The sequence below is a fragment of the Micromonospora sp. M71_S20 genome (assembly GCF_003664255.1).
GTDB lineage: Bacteria > Actinomycetota > Actinomycetes > Mycobacteriales > Micromonosporaceae > Micromonospora.
In genome coordinates this window covers 148731-172028 of record NZ_RCCV01000001.1, presented here as the reverse complement: position 1 = coordinate 172028, position 23298 = coordinate 148731, and the positions used below count along the sequence as shown (strand labels likewise).

The 23298-nt window shown below is 73.9% G+C and carries 23 protein-coding genes; 13 read left to right on the top strand and 10 right to left on the bottom strand.

Translation table 11 applies throughout. The annotated features are described in order from the left end of the window. Positions 1 to 13: 13 nt before the first annotated feature. The gene (locus DER29_RS00805) at positions 14 to 934 is read right to left on the bottom strand and encodes a YcnI family protein (protein ID WP_233599600.1); all 921 of its coding nucleotides are present in this window, start codon (positions 932 to 934) and stop codon (positions 14 to 16) included. A 267-nt stretch (positions 935 to 1201) separates the two neighbouring features. On the opposite strand from DER29_RS00805, the gene thrS reads away from it, so the two are divergent. After that, positions 1202 to 3202, top strand: a complete 2001-nt coding sequence (gene thrS, locus DER29_RS00800) for a threonine--tRNA ligase (RefSeq protein WP_121395405.1) — start codon at positions 1202 to 1204, stop codon at positions 3200 to 3202. Positions 3203 to 3263: 61 nt separating this feature from the next. Here the strand turns inward: thrS and DER29_RS00795 are convergent, their stop codons facing one another. Further along, positions 3264 to 4001: a D-Ala-D-Ala carboxypeptidase family metallohydrolase gene (locus DER29_RS00795; RefSeq protein ID WP_233599599.1), complete on the bottom strand. Its 738-nt coding sequence runs from the start codon at positions 3999 to 4001 to the stop codon at positions 3264 to 3266. 223 nt (positions 4002 to 4224) lie between these two features. Between DER29_RS00795 and DER29_RS00790 the strand changes: the two genes are divergently transcribed. Together DER29_RS00790 and DER29_RS00785 are read left to right on the top strand one after the other, a co-directional pair. After that, a complete protein-coding gene (locus DER29_RS00790; protein ID WP_199729380.1) occupies positions 4225 to 4737 on the top strand; it encodes an HIT domain-containing protein in 513 nt (170 codons plus the stop codon). Between the two features lie 171 nt (positions 4738 to 4908). Then, the gene (locus DER29_RS00785; protein ID WP_121395400.1) at positions 4909 to 5967 is read left to right on the top strand and encodes an aldo/keto reductase; all 1059 of its coding nucleotides are present in this window, start codon (positions 4909 to 4911) and stop codon (positions 5965 to 5967) included. Between the two features lie 208 nt (positions 5968 to 6175). Here DER29_RS00785 and DER29_RS00780 read toward each other — a convergent pair whose 3' ends face one another. Continuing rightward, complete coding sequence (locus tag DER29_RS00780; protein ID WP_121395398.1) at positions 6176 to 8338, bottom strand: elongation factor G-like protein EF-G2; 2163 nt, start codon at positions 8336 to 8338, stop codon at positions 6176 to 6178. Between the two features lie 252 nt (positions 8339 to 8590). Between DER29_RS00780 and pgsA the strand changes: the two genes are divergently transcribed. The 6 genes from pgsA to pdxT all read left to right on the top strand — a co-directional run bounded on the left by pgsA (position 8591) and on the right by pdxT (position 13812). Beyond that, positions 8591 to 9223: a phosphatidylinositol phosphate synthase gene (gene pgsA / locus DER29_RS00775; RefSeq protein ID WP_121395396.1), complete on the top strand. Its 633-nt coding sequence runs from the start codon at positions 8591 to 8593 to the stop codon at positions 9221 to 9223. A 43-nt stretch (positions 9224 to 9266) separates the two neighbouring features. Continuing rightward, on the top strand, positions 9267 to 10199 hold the full coding sequence (locus DER29_RS00770) for a phosphatidylinositol mannoside acyltransferase (RefSeq protein ID WP_121395394.1): 933 nt from the start codon (positions 9267 to 9269) through the stop codon (positions 10197 to 10199). A gap of 15 nt (positions 10200 to 10214) precedes the next feature. Beyond that, entirely contained in the window at positions 10215 to 11375 is a 1161-nt protein-coding gene (locus tag DER29_RS00765) for a glycosyltransferase family 4 protein (RefSeq protein ID WP_121395392.1), read from the top strand. 12 nt (positions 11376 to 11387) lie between these two features. Continuing rightward, the gene (locus tag DER29_RS00760; RefSeq protein ID WP_121395391.1) at positions 11388 to 11882 is read left to right on the top strand and encodes a hypothetical protein; all 495 of its coding nucleotides are present in this window, start codon (positions 11388 to 11390) and stop codon (positions 11880 to 11882) included. A gap of 333 nt (positions 11883 to 12215) precedes the next feature. Further along, positions 12216 to 13133 (top strand): pyridoxal 5'-phosphate synthase lyase subunit PdxS, encoded by a 918-nt coding sequence (gene pdxS / locus DER29_RS00755; RefSeq protein ID WP_121395389.1) that lies wholly within the window; start codon positions 12216 to 12218, stop codon positions 13131 to 13133. A gap of 70 nt (positions 13134 to 13203) precedes the next feature. Next, positions 13204 to 13812, top strand: a complete 609-nt coding sequence (pdxT, locus tag DER29_RS00750) for a pyridoxal 5'-phosphate synthase glutaminase subunit PdxT (RefSeq protein WP_121395388.1) — start codon at positions 13204 to 13206, stop codon at positions 13810 to 13812. A gap of 41 nt (positions 13813 to 13853) precedes the next feature. On the opposite strand, the gene DER29_RS00745 is transcribed toward pdxT, so the two are convergent. After that, on the bottom strand, positions 13854 to 14705 hold the full coding sequence (locus tag DER29_RS00745; RefSeq protein WP_233599598.1) for a helix-turn-helix transcriptional regulator: 852 nt from the start codon (positions 14703 to 14705) through the stop codon (positions 13854 to 13856). A gap of 104 nt (positions 14706 to 14809) precedes the next feature. Here DER29_RS00745 and DER29_RS00740 point away from each other — a divergent pair, with 104 nt between their 5' ends. The 4 genes from DER29_RS00740 to DER29_RS00725 all read left to right on the top strand — a co-directional run bounded on the left by DER29_RS00740 (position 14810) and on the right by DER29_RS00725 (position 17638). Then, entirely contained in the window at positions 14810 to 15469 is a 660-nt protein-coding gene (locus DER29_RS00740; protein ID WP_121395384.1) for an NADPH-dependent FMN reductase, read from the top strand. Positions 15470 to 15471: 2 nt separating this feature from the next. After that, complete coding sequence (locus DER29_RS00735; protein WP_121395382.1) at positions 15472 to 15768, top strand: hypothetical protein; 297 nt, start codon at positions 15472 to 15474, stop codon at positions 15766 to 15768. Positions 15769 to 16001: 233 nt separating this feature from the next. Continuing rightward, the gene (locus DER29_RS00730) at positions 16002 to 16751 is read left to right on the top strand and encodes a YebC/PmpR family DNA-binding transcriptional regulator (protein ID WP_121395380.1); all 750 of its coding nucleotides are present in this window, start codon (positions 16002 to 16004) and stop codon (positions 16749 to 16751) included. Positions 16752 to 16951: 200 nt separating this feature from the next. Further along, a complete protein-coding gene (locus tag DER29_RS00725) occupies positions 16952 to 17638 on the top strand; it encodes a DUF402 domain-containing protein (protein WP_199729062.1) in 687 nt (228 codons plus the stop codon). 132 nt (positions 17639 to 17770) lie between these two features. Here the strand turns inward: DER29_RS00725 and DER29_RS00720 are convergent, their stop codons facing one another. The 6 genes from DER29_RS00720 to DER29_RS00695 all read right to left on the bottom strand — a co-directional run bounded on the left by DER29_RS00720 (position 17771) and on the right by DER29_RS00695 (position 23255). Beyond that, positions 17771 to 18835 (bottom strand): ABC transporter permease, encoded by a 1065-nt coding sequence (locus DER29_RS00720; protein WP_121395378.1) that lies wholly within the window; start codon positions 18833 to 18835, stop codon positions 17771 to 17773. Continuing rightward, positions 18832 to 19725, bottom strand: a complete 894-nt coding sequence (locus tag DER29_RS00715; RefSeq protein ID WP_121398868.1) for an ABC transporter ATP-binding protein — start codon at positions 19723 to 19725, stop codon at positions 18832 to 18834. Before DER29_RS00715 ends, DER29_RS00720 begins: the two co-directional genes overlap by 4 nt. A gap of 81 nt (positions 19726 to 19806) precedes the next feature. Continuing rightward, positions 19807 to 20508 carry a response regulator transcription factor gene (locus tag DER29_RS00710; RefSeq protein ID WP_121398866.1) on the bottom strand — a complete coding sequence of 234 codons (702 nt, stop codon included), beginning with the start codon at positions 20506 to 20508 and terminating at the stop codon, positions 19807 to 19809. A gap of 14 nt (positions 20509 to 20522) precedes the next feature. Then, entirely contained in the window at positions 20523 to 21809 is a 1287-nt protein-coding gene (locus DER29_RS00705; RefSeq protein ID WP_121398863.1) for a sensor histidine kinase, read from the bottom strand. A gap of 160 nt (positions 21810 to 21969) precedes the next feature. Continuing rightward, positions 21970 to 22917 carry a permease prefix domain 1-containing protein gene (locus DER29_RS00700; protein ID WP_121395376.1) on the bottom strand — a complete coding sequence of 316 codons (948 nt, stop codon included), beginning with the start codon at positions 22915 to 22917 and terminating at the stop codon, positions 21970 to 21972. Then, on the bottom strand, positions 22914 to 23255 hold the full coding sequence (locus DER29_RS00695) for a PadR family transcriptional regulator (protein WP_089001033.1): 342 nt from the start codon (positions 23253 to 23255) through the stop codon (positions 22914 to 22916). The genes DER29_RS00700 and DER29_RS00695 overlap by 4 nt, the downstream gene beginning before the upstream one ends. Positions 23256 to 23298: the final 43 nt, after the last annotated feature.

Below are 23298 nucleotides of genomic sequence, written 5' to 3'. Positions count from 1 at the left end.
CCGCGCGCCGCGCTCAGCGGGCGGCGACCGGTCCGCCCGGCGCCCCCACCCCGCCGTCGGTCGGGGGTGTCGGGTCCTCCCGCAGCACCGACAGGTCGACCGGCTCGGCCGGCTCGCGGCGGCGCCAGCGGCTGACCAGCCAGCCGATCGCCGCGCCCCCGCCGAGGCCGGCGAGCAGCCCGGCGGCCAGCATCCCGTCCGCGTTCCCGCCGGCCGGGGCGTCGCCGCCCGCCGGCACGCCGGCCGCCCGGGCCCCCGCAGCCGGGACGTTGCCGGCCCCGGCGGGGGGCGCACCCGCGGCCCCGGCTGCCGGGTCGGCGCCGTGCCCGCCGTGCCCGGCCGCCGCGCCGCCGGGGGCCGGAGGCAGCAGGGTGAGCGCCGGCGCCCGGCGGGCCCCGGTCGGCCCGGCCCAGCGCACCACCGTCCCGTCGGCGTACGTGCGCACCACCTCGAAGGTGAGCCGGTCGGCCTGCGGCAGCGGCCCCATGGACAGGGTGAGCCGGGCCGGGCCGGGGGCCGTGCCGGGCATCCGGATCCAGGTCACCGCGCTGACGACCTCGTCGATCCGGGACGAGTGGATGCCGGCGACCGGCTGGTCGAGCCGGCGGGAGGTGATCCGGGGCGCCCAGCCGGGCACCGACATCGGATAGACCTCGGCGATCGGGGCGTCGGCCGGCAGCCGGACCTCGATCCGGTCTGCGCGGGCGCCTGGCAGCTCGTCGGGCACCACGAACTCCAGCTTCACGGAACCGCCCTGCCGCGCCTGCGTCGGGCTGGTCGTCACGTCTGTCGCGTACGCCGGGGCGGGCCAGGTCAGCACCCCGGCCGCCACCAGGACGGCCATCGTCACGGCCCGGCGCCGGGGCCGCACACCGCGCATCGCCGCCACCGTCGCGGCCCGGCGCCGGGGGCGCGCACCGTGCATCGTCGCCATCGTCGGTCCCATCCGTCTCCACGGGGCCGGCACCGGTTCCGGCCACACCGGGTAGTTCGGATGCGGGGACGGAAAGGTTCAACGCGAGGCTCACGACGCCGGCCAAACCGCCGACGCGGTCGGCCACTCCCGGGGCGCCGGCGGGGCGGCGCCCCGGGCACGGACCCGGGGGCGGTGGCGTCGGCGACCGTGCCGGCGGGGGCGACCGATAGCATCGCAGGAGCCGAACGTTCGGCGTCATCCGTGCCGTCTGCTGGAGGAGTCACCGTGTCCGCACCCCGTACCCCCGCCGTGGCCGACCCCGTCGTCGTCGCCGCCGGGACCACGGCGGCCGACGCGGTGGCCGCGGCCGGTCTGCCCGCGTCCGGCCCGAAGGCGATCGTGGTGGTCCGCGACCCGCAGGGCCAGCTGCGCGACCTGGACTGGGCCCCGCAGGCCGACACCGAGGTCGAGCCGGTCAGCCTCGACTCGCCGGACGGGCTCAACGTGCTGCGGCACTCCTGCGCGCACGTGCTCGCCCAGGCCGTGCAGGACGTCTTCCCGGAGGCCAAGCTCGGCATCGGCCCGCCCATCGAGAACGGCTTCTACTACGACTTCGCCGTCGACAAGCCGTTCCAGCCGGACGACCTCGGCAAGCTCGAGAAGCGGATGCAGGAGATCGTCAAGTCCGGCCAGCGGTTCCGCCGCCGGCGCTTCGGCAGTCTCGACGAGGCGAAGGCCGAGCTGGCCGCCGAGCCGTTCAAGCTGGAGCTCATCGACGTCAAGGGCGAGGGGCTGGACACCTCCGAGGTGATGGAGGTGGGCGGCGGCGAGCTGACCATCTACGACAACCTCGCCGCCAACGAGGACAAGGTCTGCTGGTCGGACCTGTGCCGGGGCCCGCACCTGCCGAACACCCGGCTGATCGGTGCGTTCAAGCTGATGCGCTCGGCCGCCGCGTACTGGCGGGGGTCGGAGAAGAACCCGCAGCTCCAGCGGGTCTACGGCACCGCCTGGCCGACCCGGGACGAGCTGAAGGCGTACCTGAAGCTGCTGGAGGAGGCCGCGCGGCGCGACCACCGCAAGCTCGGCGCGGACCTGGACCTGTTCAGCTTCCCCGACGAGATCGGCTCCGGCCTGGCGGTCTTCCACCCCAAGGGCGGCATCATCCGCCGGGAGCTGGAGAACTACTCGCGCCGCCGGCACGAGGAGGCGGGCTACGAGTTCGTCAACACCCCACACATCACCAAGGCGCAGCTCTTCGAGACCTCCGGGCACCTCCAGTGGTACGCCGACGGCATGTACCCGCCCATGGAGATGGAGGGGGCGAACTACTACCTCAAGCCGATGAACTGCCCCTTCCACAACCTGATCTTCCGGTCCCGGGGGCGGTCCTACCGCGAGCTGCCGCTGCGGCTGTTCGAGTTCGGGTCGGTCTACCGGTTCGAGAAGTCCGGCGTGGTGCACGGCCTGACCCGGGTACGCGGCATGACCCAGGACGACGCGCACATCTACTGCACGCAGGAGCAGATGGCGGGCGAACTCAAGTCGCTGCTGTCGTTCGTGCTGGATCTGCTGCGCGACTACGGCCTGGACGACTTCTACCTGGAGCTGTCCACCCGCAACCCGGAGAAGTCGGTCGGCACCGACGAGAACTGGGAGCGGGCCACCGAGGCCCTGCGCTCCGCCGCCGAGGAGTCCGGGCTGGACCTCGTGCCCGACCCCGGTGGCGCGGCCTTCTACGGCCCGAAGATCTCGGTGCAGGCCAAGGACGCCATCGGCCGGACCTGGCAGATGTCCACCATCCAGGTCGACTTCAACCTGCCGGAGCGCTTCGGGCTGGAGTTCCAGGCCGCCGACGGCACCCGGCAGCGGCCGGTGATGATCCACCGGGCGCTCTTCGGCTCGATCGAGCGCTTCTTCGGGGTGCTCACCGAGCACTACGCGGGCGCGTTCCCGGCGTGGCTGGCGCCGGTGCAGGTGGTCGGCATCCCGATCCGCGAGGACCACACCGACTACCTGCACGGCTTCGTCGCCGCGCTGCGCGCCGAGGGCGTCCGCGCCCAGGTCGACGCGGGCGACGACCGGATGCAGAAGAAGATCCGCACCGCCCAGCAGCAGAAGATCCCGTTCATGGTGATCGCCGGCGACGACGACGTGGCCGCCGGCACCGTCTCGTTCCGCTACCGGGACGGCTCGCAGCGCAACGGCGTGCCGGTCGCCGACGCCGTGGCCCACGTGCTCGACGTGGTCGGCTCCCGGACCAACGTCGGCCCGTCCGCCGCCTGACCCGCCACGCACCGAAGGCCCCCCGCACCGAGGGGGCCTTCGTCGTCAGGTCGTCAGGTCGTCAGATCCCGCAGCTCGGCGCGGACCAGCCACCGACCGCACCGACGTGGGTGTGGTCGTTGTGACCCGGGTAGCCGGGGCCGAGGATGTTGCCGAAGCCGTGGTAGCGGGCCTGCTGGGCCAGCCGGCAGAACGAGGGCGACCCGACCAGGTCGACGCCGTCGCCGTAGAGGTGCCGGCTGTTGGAGGCGCCGCCGACCGCGCTGTTGCACGAGTAGCTGCGGAAGCCGCTGCTGATGTTGATCGACACGCTGCCGAGGGCCTTCCGCATGGCCTGGAGCTTCCACATCGACACCAGCGCGTTGAAGCGGGCGGTGCTCGCGGAGACCGCGCCGCCGGACCAGGTGCTGTTGCACCGGTTCAGCTCGGCGTAGGTGAAGTTGACCGGGGTGCAGTCGTTGTCCTGCAGGGCGTAGAGCTGGTTCTGGGTCGCCGGCCCGGCGATGCCGTCCGCGGCCAGGCCGTACGCCTGCTGGAAGCGGATCACCGCGGACCGGGTGGCCGGGCCGAACGAGCCGTCGAGGGCGAGTTGGGCGTTGTATCCGGGGTAGCCGGCGAGCCGGATCTGCAGCTGCCGGACATCCTCGCCGGTGGCGCCCTGGGAGAGGACGCGTCCCCATGTGTAACAGCCGTCCGCCTGCGCGGGGCTGCTGGTCGCAACCACGCCCACGAGGGCGGTGGAGGCGGCGAGCGCGCAAGCGGCAAGCGCCCGGCCAAAGCGGCGGAATGCGGTTCTCACGATGGGCTCCCATCGACGGGGGGTGATGTATGTGGATGGAATCTTCATTCATGTTCATCAGTTCGTCAAGAACTTTCACCCCCTATCCGTCCCCCTGAACGCGACCCGGGCCCCGGGGGCCGTCGGGGTCGGGCGCGGACCGGCGTACGGCGTCCGGGGCGCCCGCCGCCGGGAACGTAGGATCGGTGGCGTGACTGGGGTGGAACGGCACATGGACAGCGGCATGGCCGACGGCCTGGAGCGGCTCTGGACTCCGCACCGGATGACCTACATCTCCGGGGAGGACCGGCCCGAGGGCGGCTACGAGCGGCCCGCCGGCTGCCCGTTCTGCCGGGCCCCTGGGCTGGCGCCGGAGGAGAGCCTGGTGGTGGCCCGGGGCGAGCACGTGTTCGCGGTGCTCAACCTCTATCCCTACAACCCCGGGCACCTGCTGGTCTGCCCCTACCGGCACGTGGCCGACTACACCGAGCTGGACCTGGCCGAGACCACCGAGCTTGCGGCGTTCACCCAGACCGCCATGCGGGTCGTACGCAAGGTGAGCAACGCGCACGGGTTCAACCTGGGCATGAACCAGGGCGGCGTGGCCGGCGCGGGGATCGCCGCGCACCTGCACCAGCACGTGGTGCCCCGCTGGGGCGGGGACGCCAACTTCATGCCCGTGATCGGGCAGACGAAGGTCCTGCCGCAACTGCTCACCGACACCCGCGACCTGTTCACCCGGGCCTGGCCGACCTGACCGATCCGCCCGTCCTTCCCGGCGGCCGTTCGGCTCGTCCGCGCGGGCCCTTTCCGGGCGGCTGCGTCTGCCAGGCCCTTCCCCGCGTCCGGGGCGGTCGGCGGCTGCGCGTGGTCGTGTCGTCGGTGAACTTTCTGCCCCAGGTCGGGCGCGAGGTGGCACGATCTGGCGATGGCAGTGACGACGCGGACGTTGGGCCGCAGCGGCATCGAGGTCAGCGCCCTCGGCATGGGGTGCTGGGCGATCGGCGGCCCCTGGGCCGAGGGCAGCCAGCCGCTGGGCTGGGGCGCCGTCGACGACGACGAGTCGGTCCGCGCGATCCGGCACGCGCTCGACCTCGGGGTGACGCTCTTCGACACCGCCGACACCTACGGGGCCGGGCACGGGGAGCGGGTGCTCGGCCGGGCGCTCGCCGGCCGGCGCGACGAGGCCGTGATCGCCACCAAGTGGGGCTACACCTTCGACGAGGCCACCCGCCAGGCCACCGGCGAGGACCCCTCCCCGGCGTACCTGCGGCAGGCCGTCGCACACTCGCTGCGCCGGCTGGGCACCGACCGGATCGACCTCTACCAGCTGCACCTGGCGGACCTGCCGGTGCCGCGCGCCGAGGCGCTCGTGGGCACCCTGGAGGACCTGGTCGCCGAGGGGCTGATCCGGGCGTACGGCTGGAGCACCGACCGCCCCGACCGGGCCGCCGCGTTCGGGCGGGACGCCCGGCACGCCACCGCCGTGCAGCACACGCTGTCGGTGCTCCGGGACGCCCCCGAGCTGCTCGCCGTCTGCGACAAGCACGACCTGGCCAGCGTCAACCGGGGACCGCTGGGGATGGGGCTGCTCTCCGGCAAGTACACGGCCGGCTCCACGCTGCCGCGCGACGACGTACGCGGGGTCGCCCCCGGTTGGTTGGAGTGGTTCCGGGGCGGCCGGCCGGCGCCGGAGTGGCTGCGCCGCGTCACCGCCGTACGGGCGGCGTTGACCGCCGACGGGCGTACCCTCGCCCAGGGCGCGCTCGGGTGGCTCTGGGCGCGCAGCGACCGTACGGTCCCGATTCCCGGCTGCCGCACCGTGGCCCAGGTGGAGGAGAACGCCGGCGCCCTGCACCGGGGCCCGCTGCCCGCCGACCAGTTCGCCGAGGTGGAGCGCCAGTTGGCCGCGCTGCGGTCGGCCGCCCTGCGCGACGCCGACCGCCCCTACTGGCCGAGCCCGATGCTCCCCACCGCCCGCCCCTGACCAACCCCCGGAGCACCCCTCCCGGCCTGCCCGTCCCGGAGGGGTCGATCATGCAGTCGTGGTGGGCGCCGTGTCCGGGATCGCACCTTTCGCGGGGACCACAACTGCATGATCGACCGCGCGGGCGGCGACCGCGGGGCCGGCGACCTCGCGATCCGGCGGGTCGCAGCCTCGCGGGGCGGTAGGAGCGGGGTGGTGGGGGAGAGGGCTAGGGGTGGGTGGGGTGTTCCTTGCGGAGCTGGTCGGCCAGGTGGGTGGGCATCGGGTCGTAGCGGACGAAGTGGCGGCGGAACGTGCCGGTGCCCGACGTCATGGAGCGCAGCTCGACCGCGTAGCGGAGCAGCTCCGTGGCGGGTACCTCGGCGCGGACCACGGTGCGCCCCTCGGCCTCGGGGTCGGCCTCGGTGCCGAGGACCCGGCCCCGCCGGCCGGACAGGTCGCCCAGCACCGCGCCCACGGAGGAGTCGGGCACCCGGACCACCACCTCGTCGACCGGCTCCAGCAGCGCCGGCTGGCCCTTCTCGGCGGCGTCGCGCAGCGCCAGCGCCCCGGCGGTCTGGAAGGCCGCGTCGGAGGAGTCGACGCTGTGCGCCTTGCCGTCGACGAGGGTCACCCGCAGGTCCACCACCGGGTGGCCGGCGACCAGGCCGCGCTCCATCTGGGCGCGTACGCCCTTCTCGACGGAGGGGACGTAGTTGTGCGGCACCGCCCCGCCGACCACCCGGTCGACGAACTCGAATCCGGCGCCGGGCGGCAGCGGCTCGACCTCGATGTCGCAGACGGCGTACTGGCCGTGGCCGCCGGACTGCTTGACGTGCCGGCCGTGCCCCCTCGCCGGGACGGTGAGCGTCTCGCGCAGCGCGACCCGGACGGGCTCGGTGTCCAGCTCCACCCCGCCGGCGCGCAGGCGCTCCAGCACCACGTCGGCGTGCGCCTCGCCCATGCACCAGAGCACCAGTTGGTGGGTCTCCGGGTTGCGCTCCAGCCGCATGGTCGGGTCGCCGGCGATCAGGCGGGCCAGGTTGCGCGCGAGGGCGTCCTCGTCGGCGCGGCTGCGGGCCGCGACGGCCACCGGCAGCAGCGGCTCGGGCATCTCCCAGGGGGCGATCAGCAGCGGGTCGTCCTTGGCGGAGACGGTGTCGCCGGTCTCCGCGCTGCCCGACTTGGTGATCGCGCAGATGTCGCCGGCCACGCAGACGCCCACCTCGCGCAGGCTCGCGCCCAGCGGCGTGTAGATGTGGCCGACCCGCTCGTCGGCGTCGTGGTCGGGGTGGCCGCGCTCGGCCATCCCGTGCCCGGAGACGTGCACGGTCTGCTCGGGGCGCAGGGTGCCGGAGAAGACCCGGACCAGGGAGACCCGGCCGACGTGCCGGTCGACGGTCGTCTTGACCACCTCGGCGACCAGCGGGCCGTCCGGGTCGCAGGTCAGCGGTGGCCGTGGGGAGCCGTCCACCCCGGCGACCGCCGGCAGCTCGTGCTCCAGCGGCGAGGGGAAGCCGGCGGTGAGCACCTCCAGCAGCGCGTCCAGCCCCACGCCGGTCTCGGCGCAGACCGGCACCACCGGGTAGAAGTGGCCGCGGGCGACCGCCTTCTCCAGGTCGTCGACGAGCACGTCGGTGCCGATCTCCTCGCCGGAGAGGTAGCGGTCCATGAGGGACTCGTCCTCGCTCTCGGCGATGATCCCCTCGATCAGCTCGTTGCGGGACTCGACGATGGCGGGCAGGTGCTCCGGGTCCGGCTCGCGCACCTCGGCCGGCAGGCCGGCGGTGTAGTCGAAGACCCGGCGGGTGATCAGGCCGAGCAGGCCGACGGTGGAGATCCCGTCGTCGCCGAGCATCGGCAGGTAGAGCGGGAGCACGTTGTCGCCGAAGACCCGCTGGCACAGCGCCACGGCCTCGTCGAAGTCGGCGCGCGGGTGGTCCAGCCGGGCCACGGCGACCGCCCGGGGCATGTCGACCGCCGCGCACTCCTCCCAGAGGGCGGCGGTGGCGGCGTCCATCCCGTCGACGGCGGAGACCACGAACAGCGCCGCGTCGGCGGCCCGCAGCCCCGCCCGCAACTCGCCGACGAAGTCGGCGTAGCCGGGGGTGTCGAGCAGGTTGACCTTGATCCCGTCGTGCAGCAGCGGGGCGCAGGCCAGGTTCACCGAGCGCTGCTGGCGTACGGCTGCCGGGTCGTGGTCGCAGACGGTCGTGCCGTCGGCGACGTCGCCGGCCCGGCCGATCGTGCCGCTCGCCGCGAGCAGCGCCTCGACCAGCGTCGTCTTGCCCGCTCCGGAGTGCCCGACGAGCACCACGTTGCGGATCCTGCCGGGCTCGGTCACCGCCGGCGCGCCGCCGGCGGCCCCCTTCTCCTGACTCTTCTGCGCCATGGGGCGCACCTCCCTCAGCCGTGGTTGGTGACGACCGCCGCGCGCGACGGGGAAGCGGCCCGGTCGGGTTCCGCGGCGACATCCTCCGGTGCGGTGCCGGATTGCGGGTAATCAACGGGCGGGCGGGTGAGCTGGCTCACTTCCCTGCCCCGATCTCACACCCGATCCGGGGTCGGCACAAGGCTCCGTCCCCGCGGGTCGCCTGACCGGCCGTACCGCTGCTGCTACGCGGACCGTTATCGTGGGACGGCCATGGCGAAGATCTTCCAAGTGTCGGCCCGCGCGGGGATGACCCGCGTCGTCGAGCCGGTCGCACGCCGCCTGCTCCGAGCGGGCGTAACTCCCAACGCGGTCACCGTGGCGGGCACCCTCGGGGTGCTCGTCGGTGCGCTCGGCTTCGGTGCCCGCGGTCATCTGGTCGCCGGGGCCCTGATAGTCACCTTCTTCGCGCTCACCGACCTGCTCGACGGGACGATGGCCCGGATGAGCGGGGGCGCCACGAAGTTCGGGGCGTTCCTCGATTCGAGCATGGACCGGGTCGCCGACAGCGCCGTCTTCGGCGCGGTGGCGTACTGGCTGGCCACGCAGCACCAGTACTCCGGCGTCGCCGCCGCGCTGCTCTGCCTGGCCGCCGGTGGGCTGGTCTCCTACGTCAAGGCCCGCGCCGAGGGCCTCGGGATGACCTGCAACGTGGGCATCGCCGAGCGCACCGAGCGGCTGCTCATCGTCGGCGTCGGCGGGCTGCTCACCGGCTTCAACGTCAAGCCCGCGCTGGAGATCGCGCTCTGGCTGCTCGCCGCCGTGTCGATCTTCACCGTGGGCCAGCGGATGGCGCACGTCTACCGCCAGGCCCAGCGGGTGCACACCCCGGGCGGGCAGGGGTGAGCGCGACACCCGCGGGTCTGCCGCGGGCGGGGGGCCGGCGCCGGTGAACCTCACCGAGCTCGGCTACGTGGCCGGGTGGCGCGTGATCCGCGCGCTGCCCCGGTCCGTCGCGGCGGCGGCGTTCCGGGCGGGCGCCGACCGCGCCCACCGTCGCGGCGGTGGAGGTACGACCCGACTGCGCGCGAACCTGCGCCGGGTGGTCGGCCCCGACCTGCCGGAGGCCGAGCTCGACGAGCTGGTCCGCCGCGGCCTGCGCTCGTACGCCCGGTACTGGATGGAGGCGTTCCGGCTGCCCGCGCTCAGCCGGACGGAGATCCTGGCCGGCTTCCGGCTCGACGGCGAGGAGAAGCTCGCCGCCGACGTGGCGGCCGGCCGGGGCGCGGTGGTGGCGCTGCCGCACGCCGGCAACTGGGACGCCGCCGGCGCCTGGGTCGCGGCGACCGGCTGGCCGATCACCACGGTCGCGGAGCGGCTCCGGCCCGAGGGCGTCTACCAGCGCTTCCTCGCCTTCCGCCGGAGCCTGGGCATGGAGATCCTGCCCACCCACGGCGGCGAGCGGAACGCCTTCGACGTGCTGGTCGACCGGGTCCGGGCCGGCACGGTGGTGCCCCTGCTGGCCGACCGCGATCTCTCCGCGCGGGGCGTGGAGGTCGAGTTCTTCGGCCACCGCACCCGGATGCCCCCCGGCCCGGCCCTGCTCGCGCTGCGCACCGGAGCGCCGCTCTACGTCGCCTCGATGTGGTACGAACCGGACGCGGCGTGCGCCTCGATCGAGGGACCGCTGCCGCTGCCCGGCCCGGAGGAGGGCCCGCTCGACCAGCGGGTCCGGTCGCTGACCCAGCGGATCGCCGACGGTCTGGCGGCGGGCGTCGCCCGGCATCCGGAAGACTGGCACATGTTGCAGCGGATGTGGCTGGACCAGCACGGCACGGGCGGCGACGCGGCCCTGCCCTCCCCGGCCGCCGGACAGGCGTAAGGGAGGCGTTTGCACGTGCGCATCGGCATCGTGTGTCCGTACTCCTTCGACGTGCCCGGTGGGGTGCAGAACCACGTCATGGACCTCGCCGAGGCGCTGATCGGGCTCGGGCACGAGGTGAGCGTGCTCGCCCCGGCCGACGAGGACTCCCCACTCCCGCCGTACGTGGTGCCGGCGGGACGGGCCCTGCCCCTGCCGTACAACGGCTCGGTGGCCCGGATCGCCTTCGGCCCGGTCTCCACGGCGCGGGTGCGGCGCTGGATCATCCGGGGCGAGTTCGACGTGCTGCACGTGCACGAGCCGCTGACCCTGAGCCTGTCGCTGCTGGCGGTGCTCTCCGCCCGTGGCCCGGTGGTGGCCACCTTCCACACCGCGATGACCCGGTCGCGGGCGCTGGCCGCCGCGCAGGGCGTGCTCCAGATCGTGCTGGAGCGGATCACCGCCCGGATCGCCGTCAGCGCTTTGGCGCGCAAGGTGCAGGTCGAGCACATGGACGGCGGGGCGGTGGAGATCCCGAACGGGGTGGCCGTCGCGAAGTTCAGTCACGCGCTGCCCCTGCCGGGCTGGCCGGGGGAGTGCCCGCCGGGCCGCGACGGCGCGATCGGGTTCCTCGGCCGGTTCACCGAGGCCCGCAAGGGCTTCCCGATCCTGCGGGACGCCTTCGTGGAGCTGGCCCGGCAGCGGCCCGGCCTGCGGCTGCTGGTCGCCGGGCCCGGCGACGCGGACGACCTGTTCGGGCGGTTCCCGGCCGACCTGCGCGACCGGGTGACCTTCCTCGGGCTGGTCTCCGAGGAGGACAAGGCGCGGATGTTGCGCAGCGTGCACCTCTACGTGGCGCCGAACACCGGCGGCGAGTCCTTCGGCATGATCCTCACCGAGGCGCTCGCGGCGGGCACGACCGTCGTCGCCAGCGACCTCGACGCGTTCCGCCGCGTGCTCGACGGCGGCCGGGCCGGCCGGCTGTTCCCGACCGGGGACCCGGCCGCGCTGCGTACCGCCCTCGCCGACCTGCTCGACGATCCCGGCGCCCGGGCCGCGCTGACCGCCTGCGGTGACCAGGTGGTGGCAACCTTCGACTGGCCCGTGGTCGCCCGGCGGGTGCTGGAGGTGTACGCGGCGGCGATCGAGGCCACCGACGGGCGGGTCATGGACACCGAATGGGTGGGGCTGGACTAGACGATGTCGCGCATGTGGTGGGTGGTGCTCGCGGCCCTGGTCGTCGGGCTGGTCGTGGCGTACCTCGTCTGGACCGCCGGGCGGGTCGGGCGGCTGCACGCCCGGGCGGAGCTGGCGGCCCGCGCCCTGGAGGCCCACCTGCTGCGCCGGGCGGCGGCCGCCGCGGTCCTGGCCGAGCGCCGCTACGGCGTCGAGCTGTACGCGGCGGCGCGGATCGCGCTGGACGCCGAGCCGGACGAGCGGGAGGCCGCCGAGAACGACCTCACCCGCCAGCTGCGGGCGGTGGAGCTGGACCCGGCGGATCCGGACTGCGAGGCGGTGATCGGCGCCAGCCGGCGGCTCGCGCTGGCCCGCCAGGTGCACACCGACCTGGTCCGCGACGCCCGCGCGGCGCGGGGCCGCCCGCTGGTGCGCCTGTTGCGGATGGGGCGCCGCCGCCCCTGGCCGACCTACTTCGACATCGACGATCCCACCCTCGCCGTCCCGGCTGACGTCCCCGCCACCTGACCCCCGCGTCCCCGTGCCGCGCGGGCGTCGCAGCCCCGACGTCGTGATCAGGACCCCATGGACGTCATCCGGCCGCTGAGGGGTCCGTGGCGTCCTGATCACCGGACGGGGCGCGCACGTGGGACGGGCTTCGCGGCGGGGAGCAGCGCGGGCGGGGGAGGGACGGACTCCGCATTCCGGGAGCACCGGGGCGCGCGGGGAGGAAGCACGCGGGGCCGGTGATGGCTGCCACAGTGCAGGCCACCGTGGGTCTGATTGGCTGTCGGATCGGCGTTGGAGCCGTCGTAGCATTTCCGCAGCCACCCCCCGAGCACGTTCGAGGAGCGATGACCCGTGCCCGAAACCAGTGCCCAGAACGCTAGCGCCAGCCCCGTCACCGGCACCGCCCGCGTCAAGCGCGGCATGGCCGAGATGCTCAAGGGCGGCGTGATCATGGACGTGGTCAACGCCGAGCAGGCCAAGATCGCCGAGGACGCCGGCGCCGTCGCGGTGATGGCGCTCGAGCGGGTGCCCGCCGACATCCGTGCCCAGGGCGGGGTGTCCCGGATGAGCGACCCCGACATGATCGACGGCATCATCAACGCCGTCTCCATCCCGGTCATGGCCAAGGCCCGGATCGGTCACTTCGTGGAGGCCCAGATTCTCCAGTCGCTCGGCGTCGACTACGTCGACGAGTCCGAGGTGCTGACCCCGGCCGACTTCGCGAACCACATCGACAAGTGGGCCTTCACCGTGCCCTTCGTCTGCGGGGCGACCAACCTCGGCGAGGCCCTGCGCCGGATCACCGAGGGCGCGGCCATGATCCGCTCCAAGGGCGAGGCCGGCACCGGTGACGTCTCCAACGCCACGACCCACATGCGCAAGATCCGCCAGGAGATCCGCCGGCTGAGCTCGCTGCCGACCGACGAGCTGTTCGTGGCCGCCAAGGAGCTCCAGGCGCCGTACGAGCTGGTCAAGGAGGTCGCCGAGAGCGGCAAGCTGCCGGTGGTGCTCTTCACCGCCGGTGGGATCGCCACCCCGGCCGACGCCGCGATGATGATGCAGCTCGGCGCCGAGGGTGTCTTCGTCGGCTCCGGCATCTTCAAGTCCGGCAACCCCGCGCAGCGGGCCGCCGCGATCGTCAAGGCCACCACCTTCCACGACGACCCGGACGTGCTGGCCAAGGTCTCCCGGGGCCTGGGCGAGGCGATGGTCGGCATCAACGTCGACGAGATCCCGCAGCCGCACCGCTTGGCCGAGCGCGGCTGGTGAGGAAGCGCCCCTCCGCACGCCTCGGTTGGTGGAGGGGCCACCGCGGCAGGTCGACGAGAGGAACGGTGACATGAGCGACGCACCCGTGATCGGTGTGCTCGCCCTCCAGGGGGACGTCCGCGAGCACGTCGCCGCGCTGGCGGCGGCCGGCGCGGACGCCCGCCCGGTACGCCGTGCGCAGGAGCTGGACGCGGTGGACGGGCTGGTCATCCCCGGTGGCGAGTCCACCACGATCAGCAAGCTCGCCGACATCTTCGAGCTGCGCGAGCCGATCGACAAGCGCATCGCCGACGGCATGCCGGTCTACGGCTCCTGCGCCGGCATGATCATGCTGGCCAGCGACGTCCTCGACGGCCGCCCCGACCAGCGCGGCTTCGCCGGCATCGAGATGACCGTGCGGCGCAACGCGTTCGGCCGGCAGGTCGACTCGTTCGAGGCGTCGGTGGGGATCACCGGCGTCGAGGGCGGGCCGTTCCACGCGGTGTTCATCCGGGCGCCGTGGGTCGAGCGGGTCGGCGACGGCGTCGAGGTGCTCGGCACGGTGACCGAGGGCCCGGCGGCCGGCCGGATCGTGGCGGTGCGGCAGGGCAACCTGCTGGCCACCTCGTTCCACCCGGAGCTGACCGGCGACGCGCGGGTGCACGCGTACTTCGTGGCGATGGTCCGGGCGTCCCGCTGACTGGCGGCGACAGGGTCCTCCGCCCGGGAGGGCCCGTCGCCTCAGCCGGCCACCGAGCGCAGGTGCCCGGGCAGGCGGCCCCGTAGCCGGTCCAACCCGGCCGCGGTGGCCGCGTCGGCGGGAAGGTGGACGACGAGACGCTGGTGGTCGCTGTCGGCGAACTCCAGCGTTTCGTAGGTCAGGCGCAGCAGCCCCACCTCCGGGTGCCGCAGCCCTCGCACACCGGTGACCGGCGCGGCCACCGGTCGCCGCTGCCACCGCCCGGTGAAGGGCGCGCCGACCGTACGGGCGAGCCGTTCGGCGAAGTCGTCGACGGCCGGGTCACCCTGGCGCAGCCGGTGCAGCTCGGCGACCTGTTGGTCGGCCAGCTTTGCCCAGTCGGGGAAGTGGTCGCGGGCGCGCTCGTCGGCCAGCACGAACCACACCAGGTTGGGGCGGTCGCCGTCGAACAGGCCCAGCGGGCGGGCCAGCCGGTCGTACGGATCGTTCCAGGCCAGCAGGTCGCCGAGCCGGTTCAGCACGTATGCGGGGGAGTCCCGCAGCGCGTCGAGCACCGCGCCGACGGTCGGCCGAACCGTGCGGGAGACCGTCTGCCGCTCACCCGGGCACAGGCTCCGGCCGTGGTTCGCCGCCGCCAACTGCCGCAGATGCTCGCGGTCGGCGTCGTCCAGCAACAGGGCGTCGGCGAGTGCGGCGAGGATCTCGGGCGACGGATGGGTGTCGCGGCCCTGTTCCAGGCGGGTCAGGTATTCGACGCTGACCTGTGCGAGCGTCGCCAGCTCGGCTCGACGCAGCCCGGGCGTGCGCCGCCGGGATCCTGCGGCGAGGCCGACCTGGGCCGGCTGCACGGCTTCCCGGCGGCTACGCAGGAACGCGCCCAACTCCCCGTCCATCACCCGGCCATCCTGGCAGTGTTCCGTCGACAGAGGGTGGCCCTGTCGGGGCCACCCTTGCGGCGGTCTCCCCGCGCCGCCGGACCGGTCGCAGGCTCGTCGGCATGGAGAACGCACAGACAGCAGGGCCGGTCCGGATCGGCCTGATCGTGGGAAGCACCCGTCCCGGCCGGCGCTGCCCGGCGGTCGCGGGGTGGGCGACGCAGGTCGCGACGGGGCACGACGCGGTGCGCTCCGGTGCGGCGACCGTGACGGTGCTGGACCTGGCGGAGCAGCAGTTGCCGCTGCTCGACGAGCCGGTGCCGGCGATGTTCGGCGACTACCGCAACCCGCACACCCGCCGCTGGTCCGCGCTGGTGGGGGCCTGTGACGCGTTCGTGTTCGTCACGCCGGAGTACAACCACTCCGTGCCGGCCGCGCTGAAGAACGCCGTCGACTACCTCCACGCCGAGTGGAACGGCAAGCCGGCGGGAATACTCAGCTACGGCGTGCGGGGCGGCACTCTGGCCGGCGAGCACCTACGGCAGGTCCTGACCGAGGTGCGGGCGACGGTCGTGCCCACGGCGGTCTCGCTGACCGTCTTCACCGACTTCGACTTCTCCGAGGCGGATCCGGGCGATCCGACGGCACCGGGGCGGATCGCGCCGGCGACCGAGCGGGCGGAAGCCTTGTCGGCGATGCTGACGGAGATCGTCGCCCAGGCGCGCGAGCCGCGCCCCGGTGACCCGGTGGCGGCCGACGCCGGCGCGGAGCGGATGGGGTGAGCATGGAGACGATCATCATCAGCTACCGGGTCCGGGCCGGGCACCTGTCGGAGCACCTGCGCCTGCTCGGGGCCGTCCACGAGGAGGTGGCCCGGACCCAGCCGGCCGGGCTGCGGTTCGTGACGCTCCAACTGGACGACGAGCGGAGCTTCGTGGACATCGCCGTGGCGCCCGAGCTGCCGGGCCCGTTGCCAGAGCTGGAGTCGTTCCGCCGCTACCGGCCCGGCCTGGAGGACCGGTGCGAACAGCGGTCCACCTCCGGGTTCAGGGTGCTGGGCTCGTACGGCTTCGGGTCCTGACCGCAGCCGCGATTTCGTCCCGTCCGTCCCGTTGCGGGCGGGCGGGGCGGGACGGCGGCGCGCGGCGCGGTGACAGCGACCCGCCGGGCGTCGGTAGGATTGCCGAGATTCGGCGGGGCCAGCTGCCCGTCACGGCTTTCCCGCAGGGCTGACCGGCACCACCGCGTGCGCCGGCGGGGGCGGGGCGTGCGCGGTCGGTCGATGCAGACGGCGGGTAGCAACGGAGGTAGCAGATGTCCGGCCACTCAAAGTGGGCGACGACCAAGCACAAGAAGGCGGTCATCGACGCCAAGCGCGGCAAGATGTTCGCCAAGCTGATCAAGAACGTCGAGGTCGCCGCGCGCACCGGCGGCGGTGACCCGGCCGGCAACCCGACGCTCTACGACGCCATCCAGAAGGCGAAGAAGAACTCGGTCCCCAACGACAACATCGACCGCGCCGTCAAGCGCGGCTCGGGCCTGGAGGCCGGCGGCGCCGACTGGCAGACCATCATGTACGAGGGCTACGGCCCGAACGGCGTGGCGATGCTGATCGAGTGCCTGACCGACAACCGCAACCGGGCGGCGACCGAGGTGCGCACCGCGCTGACCCGTAACGGCGGCTCGCTCGCCGACGCGGGCTCGGTGTCGTACATGTTCTCCCGCAAGGGCGTGGTGATCGTCCCCAAGGGCGCGACGACCGAGGACGACGTCATGATGGCGGTCCTCGACGCCGGCGCCGAGGAGGTCAACGACCTGGGTGAGGCGTTCGAGGTGGTCTGCGAGCCGACCGACCTGATCGCCGTCCGCACCGCGCTTCAGGACGCCGGCATCGAGTACGAGTCGGCCGAGTCGTCGCTGATCCCGAGCGTCAACGTCCCCCTCGACGAGGAGGGCGCCCGCAAGATCTTCAAGCTGATCGACGTCCTGGAGGACTGCGACGACGTGCAGAACGTCTACGCGAACTTCGACGTCAGCGACGAGGTGATGGAGGCCGTCGGCTGATCCCGACGTCCCCGGTGCGCGGGCCGGCACCGCCGCGACCGCCGTCGACTCCCAGCACCGACCGGGGGCCGACGGCGGGAGGCGGTGGCCCGCGCGTCGCCCCCGAACCGGCGCGTTCTGTCCGACATGCGACCGATTTCGCCGGACGCGCGGGCTTCGTGCTCGGGGGTGTGCCGCCCCGCGCTGACTAGGCTGCGGGAGTGGATCTTCCGGGCGAGGCGGGGCGAAGCGGTGGTCGGGCGGGCGACGGTGGCCGGTTCGCGCCGGGCGACGTCGTGGTCCGGCGCGAGATCCTGCGCGGCGAGGTGTGGTTCGGCTGCCCGACGATCTGCGTCGAGGACTCGCCCGACCTGCTCGTGCTCTACCTGCCTCCGGGCGCGGAGTTCGGCTTCCCCGAGGCCGGCGGCTTCCCGTGCGGGCGGCACCCGTGGCAGGCCGCCGGGCACCGGGCGTGGAGCGGGCACGGCAAGCTCATGCTGCACCGCCCGGGTGAGGCGCACTCCGTGGACGTCTTCTGGGTCGGCCCGGAGCGTGCCTTCGCCGGCTGGTACTTCAACCTCCAGGAGCCGTTGCGGCGTACGCCGATCGGGGTGGACACCCTCGACCACGAGCTGGACCTCTGGTGGGGTGCCGGCGACGGCCGCTACGTCTGGAAGGACGTGGAGCTGTTCGCCCAGCGCCTCGACGAGGGGCGCTACCCGGGGATGGCCGACGCGATCCGGGCCGAGGGCGACCGGATCGCCGCCCTGCTCGACGCGGGGGAGCGCTGGTGGGACGAGGCCTGGTCGGCCTGGCGCCCGGACCCGGCCTGGCCGGTGCCGGCCCTGCCGTCCGGCTGGGACACCGTCCCGCCGTCCCGCTGGGACACGGTCCCACCCTCCCGCTGACCGCGCGTCGCCCGGCGCCTGACGCGTCGCGCCGGCGGCGTCCGCCGTCGACCGGCGGCGACGCGGCATCCGCCGTCGACCCGCACGTGCCACGCCGGCGCCGGCGGGCCGGTGGCCCGCCGGCGCCGGCGCTCAGCCCAGCGTCTTCTCCCGCGACCGCCACGCCGTCCGCACCGAGGTGCGGCCGTTGGTGCGCAGCAGCGAGCCCTCGTACACCCGGGCCCCGGCGGCCACGAACCCGGCGGCCGCGACCAGCAGCAGGGCCAGGGACACCAGCGGCTCCCAGCCGGCCGCGTCCCCGGTGAACAGCCGCAACGGCATCGCCGTCGGCGCGGAGAACGGCAGGTAGGACAGCACCCGCATGGCCGTCGCGTTGTCGTTCAGGAAGATCACCGCGAAGAACGGCAGCATGACCGCGAGCTGCACCGGCGTCGACACGCCCGCGATGTCCTCCTGGCGGTTCACCAGTGCGCCGGCCGCCGCCCACATGGCCGCGACCAGCACGAAGCCGAGCAGGAAGAACGGCAGGAACCAACCGATCGCCGGGGCCAGCAGCGAGAGCAGCCCGCCGCTGTCGCCGAACTGCACCCCGACCAGGGCGACGAGGGCGACCAGCGCGATCTGCCCGAGGGCCAGCACCGTGCCGGCGATCATCTTGCCGGCCAGCAACGCCCGTACCGGCACTGCGGCCACCAGGATCTCCACGATCCTCGTCTGCTTCTCCTCGACGATGCTCTGCGCGATCTGCACGCCGAAGGTCTGCGAGGTGACGAAGAAGATGAACGCGAAGGCGAACGGCACCAGGAAGGCCACCACCGGGTCCACCGCGTCGGGGTCCAGCAGCCGGACCGCGGGCTGCGTGCTCAGCGCCGCCACCACGTCGTCGGGGGCCTCGTCCATGGCGAGCACCGCCGGTCCGGAGACCACCGCAGCGTCGACGTCGCCGTCGCGTACGACCTGCTCGGCGGCGCGGTCGTCGGCGACCGTACGCACCTGGAGCCCGGCCTCGCGCAGCGGGCCGGCCGCCGCCGCGGTCACCGCCACGCTCGACGGGCCGCCGGAGAGCAGCGGCGGCAGGATGGTCGCGGCGGCGGCGATCAGCAGGAAGAACAGCGTGCTGAACAGGAAGGTGCGGTCGCGCAGCTTGACCCGGATCTCACGGGCGGCGACCAGCCGGGTGGCCTGCATGGTGTTCACTGGGCGACCTCTCGGAAGATCTCGGTGAGGGAGGGGCTGACCGGGCGGAACGCGCGGACGGGGCCGCGCGCCAGCGCCGCGTGCAGCACCGGCTGCTCGTCCGTGCCGGGCGCGAGGTCGAACACGGCGCGCGCGCCGTCCAGGTCGACGAGGGTCACCCCCGGCTGGTCCCGCAGCCAGCCGGCGTCGGTCTCCACCACCAGCTCGTACCGGGGCACGGTGTACGTCGCGCGCAGCTCCTCCCGGCTGCCGGCGGCCCGGATCAGGCCGCCCCCGATGATCACCAGGTCGTCGCAGAGCCGCTCGACGACGTCCAGCTGGTGGCTGGAGAAGAGCACCGGCGCGCCCGCGGCGGCCCGCTCCCGCAGGACCGCCACGACCGTGTCCACGGCCAACGGGTCGAGCCCGGAGAAGGGCTCGTCGAGCACCAGCACCTCGGGGTCGTGCACCAGGGCGGCGGCGATCTGCGCGCGCTGCTGGTTGCCCAGCGACAGCGTCTCCAGCAGGTCGTCGCCGCGCTCGGCGAGCCCGACCCGCTCCAGCAGCGCGTCCGTGTTGCGGCGCGCGGCGGCGGCGCTCATCCCGTGCAGCCGACCCAGGTAGGCCACCTGGTCCCGGACGCTCATCTTCGGGTAGAGGCCGCGTTCCTCCGGCATGTAGCCGAAGCGCCGGCGGGCCTGCCGGCTCAGCGGTGCTCCCTGCCAGGTGATCTCGCCGGCGTCCGGGGCGAGCACCCCGAGGATGATCCGCATGGTGGTGGTCTTGCCGGCGCCGTTGCCGCCCACGAAGCCGGTCATCCGGCCGGCGGCCACGTCGAAGGACACGTTCTGGAGCACCCGCCGGTCGCCGAAGCTGCGGTCGACGCCGTCGAGGCGGAGCACATTGGTCACGGCGTCCACGCTAGATCGTCGGCCGCCGCCCGCCGTCCGTCCCGAGATCGAGCGGGACGTCCCCCTCGTGGCGGAGCCGGGTCAGCCGCCGGGGCGCACGACCCCGTGCTCGTACGCGAAGACCACCGCCTGCACCCGGTCGCGCAGGCCCAGCTTGGCGAGCACCCGGCTGACGTGCGTCTTCACCGTCGCCTCGCCCAGGTGCAGCTCGGCGGCGATCTCGGCGTTGCTGGCGCCGCCGGCGACCAGGACCAGGACCTCCCGCTCGCGGGGGGTGAGATCCCGCAGTGCCGCCTCGGGAGCCGTCCTCGGGCCGCCCGGGGTGACGGGCTCGCCGGGGCGGGCGAAGGTGGCGATCACCCGCCGGGTGAGTTCCGGGGCGAGCAGACCGTCGCCCCGGGCGAGCACCCGGATCGCCTCGATCAGGGCCTCCGGGGTGCCGTTCTTGAGCAGGAAGCCGCTGGCCCCGGCGCGCAGCGCGGCGAACAGGTAGTCGTCCCGGTCGAACGTGGTGAGGATCAGTACGGCCGGCCCGCCCGGCCCGTCCTCCTCGGCGGTGATCCGCCGGGTGGCCTCCAGCCCGTCGACCCCGGGCATCTCCACGTCCATCAGCACGACGTCCGGACGCAGCGCCCGGGTCATGCTGGCGGCGCGCTCCCCGTCGGCGGCCTCCCCGACGACCTCGATGTCGTCCTCCACCTCCAGGATGACCCGGAAGCCGGTGCGGACCAGGTGCTGGTCGTCGGCGAGCAGCACCCGGACCGGACGGTCGGTCCCGGGCACCTCGTCCCCGGCGCTCACGCGGGCCGCCCCACCGGCAGCGGCAGCGGGAACCGGGCCCGTACCCGCCAGCCGCCGCCGGCGCGCGGGCCGACCTCCAGCGCGCCGCCGTGGGTGGCGACCCGCTCGCGCATCCCGACCAGGCCGAGCCCGTCGGCGTTCGGCGGGCGGGTGGCCCGTCCGTCATCGGTCACGTCGACCTCCACCTCGTGTGCCAGGTAGCGGATCCGCACGTCGAGCGCGGTCGCGCCCTCGGCGTGCTTGAGCGCGTTCGTCACGGCCTCCTGGGCCACCCGGTACGCGGCCTGCGAGACCGACTCCGGCAGCGGCGTCGGGTCCCCGTACACCCCCATGGTGGCCCGCAGCCCGGCCTCGCGGGCGCGCTCGACCACGGCCGTGATCCGGTCTATCCCGGCGGGCCCCGGCTGGTCGGGGCGGTCCGGGCCGCCGTCGCGGGCGCGGAGCAGGCCGAGCATCCGGCGCAGCTCGTCGACGGCCGTGCGGGCGGTCTCCTCGATCGCGCTCAGCGCCGTGCGGGCCTTGACCGGGTCCTTGTCGAACACCCGGCGGGCGGCGGCCGCCTGCACCCCCATCACCGACACGTGGTGGGCGACCACGTCGTGCAGCTCGCGGGCGATGCGGACCCGCTCGCCCACCACCGCGTGCTCGCGGATCTCGGCCTGCGAACGGCGCAGCTCCTCGGCCCGCGCCTGCACCTCGTGCTGACGCCGGGCGGCCAGCCACGCGGTCTCCCCGAAGAAGTACGCGAACCCGAAGTAGAGGCCGTTGACCAGCACCCCGTTCACCATCGCCGCGAGCAACGGGGGCACGGGCCCGACCGCGCGGGCGAACGCGTCGGCGGGGATGTTGGTGTAGGTGGTCGCGTAGTAGATCCCGAGCCACAGGAACATGGTGGCGATGACGCCGATCCGCAGCCGTCGGGACAGCCGCCGGTCCCGGCCCCACGCGCCCAGCGTGTAGAGGGCGGCGAACAGCGCCCACGAGGCGAGCTGCGTCTCCGGGGCGGAGCGGGCCTGCGCGGCGATGAACGCGACCGAGACCACCAGCGTGACGGCGGCGGGGAACCGGCGTCGCCAGATCAGCGGCAGGGTCACCGCGACGGTCCAGAAGATCTGCTCCGGGCCGGACGGCGGCGGGCCGAGCAGGAACGCGCCGGCGCTGCGGGTCAGGGTCAGGCTGAACAGCGCCAGAACGGTGGCGGCCAACCCGGTGTAGACGTCCAGCCGGCGCTGCTCCGGGGTGGGCCCCGGGCGCCGCCAGCCCTCGTCGGTGTCGCTGTTCATCCAGGTCAGGATCTCATCCCGCCGGCCGCCGCCGGTCCGGCACCCGGCCGGCTTCCTCGCCGGGGCGACCGCCGGTGCGCCGCGCCCCGGCTGGTGGCCGGCGTCGGCACGCGCCACGGCCCGGCACGCGGGGGCGCGCCGGGCCGTGGTCGTGGTGGGATCAGGTGCGGTTGCGGTACGTCTTGACGGCGCTGTCGAGGATGTCCCAGAGCGTCACCAGCACCGTGCCGGCGATCACGGCGGTCGCGACCAGGTTCAGGTTGTCGCCCTCGCCGAGCCACTCGAAGCGGGCCACGAACTCGGGGTTGAGCAGCCGGTCGGTCGACATCAGCCAGACCACCGGCACCGCGAACGCCAGGTCGAGCACCGCGTTCACCGCGACCAGCGGCCAGGTCCAGCGCCCGGCCCGGTACTTGGCGATCTCCAGGCCGATGGTGGCGACCAGCACCGCGATCAGGAACGGCAGCCAGAAGCTCCACAGCGCCGGGTCGAGGATCGGCAGGTTCTCACCGTCGGTGGGAACGAACGAGCGGAAGTGCTGCATCGGGAGGTAGATGATGATCAGTGCCAGGAAGGTGACCGAGGCGGCGATGTCGGTCAGGGTGATCTGCCGGCCGGTCGTGTCCTCCGGGAGCTGGTCGACGTTCCACTCGGGCAGGTGCAGGGGGGTCTTGGTGCGCTCCAGCACCGCGAAGACCACGGTCACCCAGAAGGCGATCTGGACCGCCACCTGGATGGCGGCGGAGATGCCGGCGCCGATCCCCTCACCCGCGTCGCCGCCGTCGGCGACCTTCAGCAGGCCGACCAGCACGCCGGCCATCGCCGGGATGAAGCTGAGCAGCAGCTTCATCAGCCGTGACCAGGCCAGGTAGTAGGCCGGGCCGATCAGCTGCAACCGGCGGTCGGCGTAGCGGGCGGCGAGCTTGTCCGGGTCGCCCAGCTCCGTGAGCACCTCCCGCTCGGCGGCGGCGGCGTCCTGCCCGCCGGCCGTGCGGCCCTCGACCATGTCCTCGATCGAGGCGCGCAGCTCGGTGGCGATCTCCTGGCGGCGCGCGACCGGCACCGAGCGCAGGGTCGCGGCGAGGTATCGGTCGGTCAGGGTGTTCATCGGTCGGCTCCTTCGATCAGCCCGGTCAGGGAGGTCTGCACTGTGGCGAGGTCGGTGAGGAGCCGGCCCAGCACCGACTCGCCCTCCTCGCTGGTCCGGTAGAACTTGCGTGGCCGGCTCTCCTCGGTGTTCCACTCGCTGGTCAGCAGCCCCTGTTCCTCCAGCCGCCGCAGCAGCGGGTAGAGCGTGTTGGCGTCGACCGGAAAGCCGTGGTCGGAGAGGCGTTGCAGCAACGCGTAGCCGTAGTCGGGACGGCGCAGCGCGACGAGGCTCGCCACCACCACGGTGCCCCGACGCAACTCCTGGAGGTGCGTTCGCAGGATCTCATCGCTCACCATGTGTCACACCATACTGTGTGGCACACACTATCGTCCAGCGATA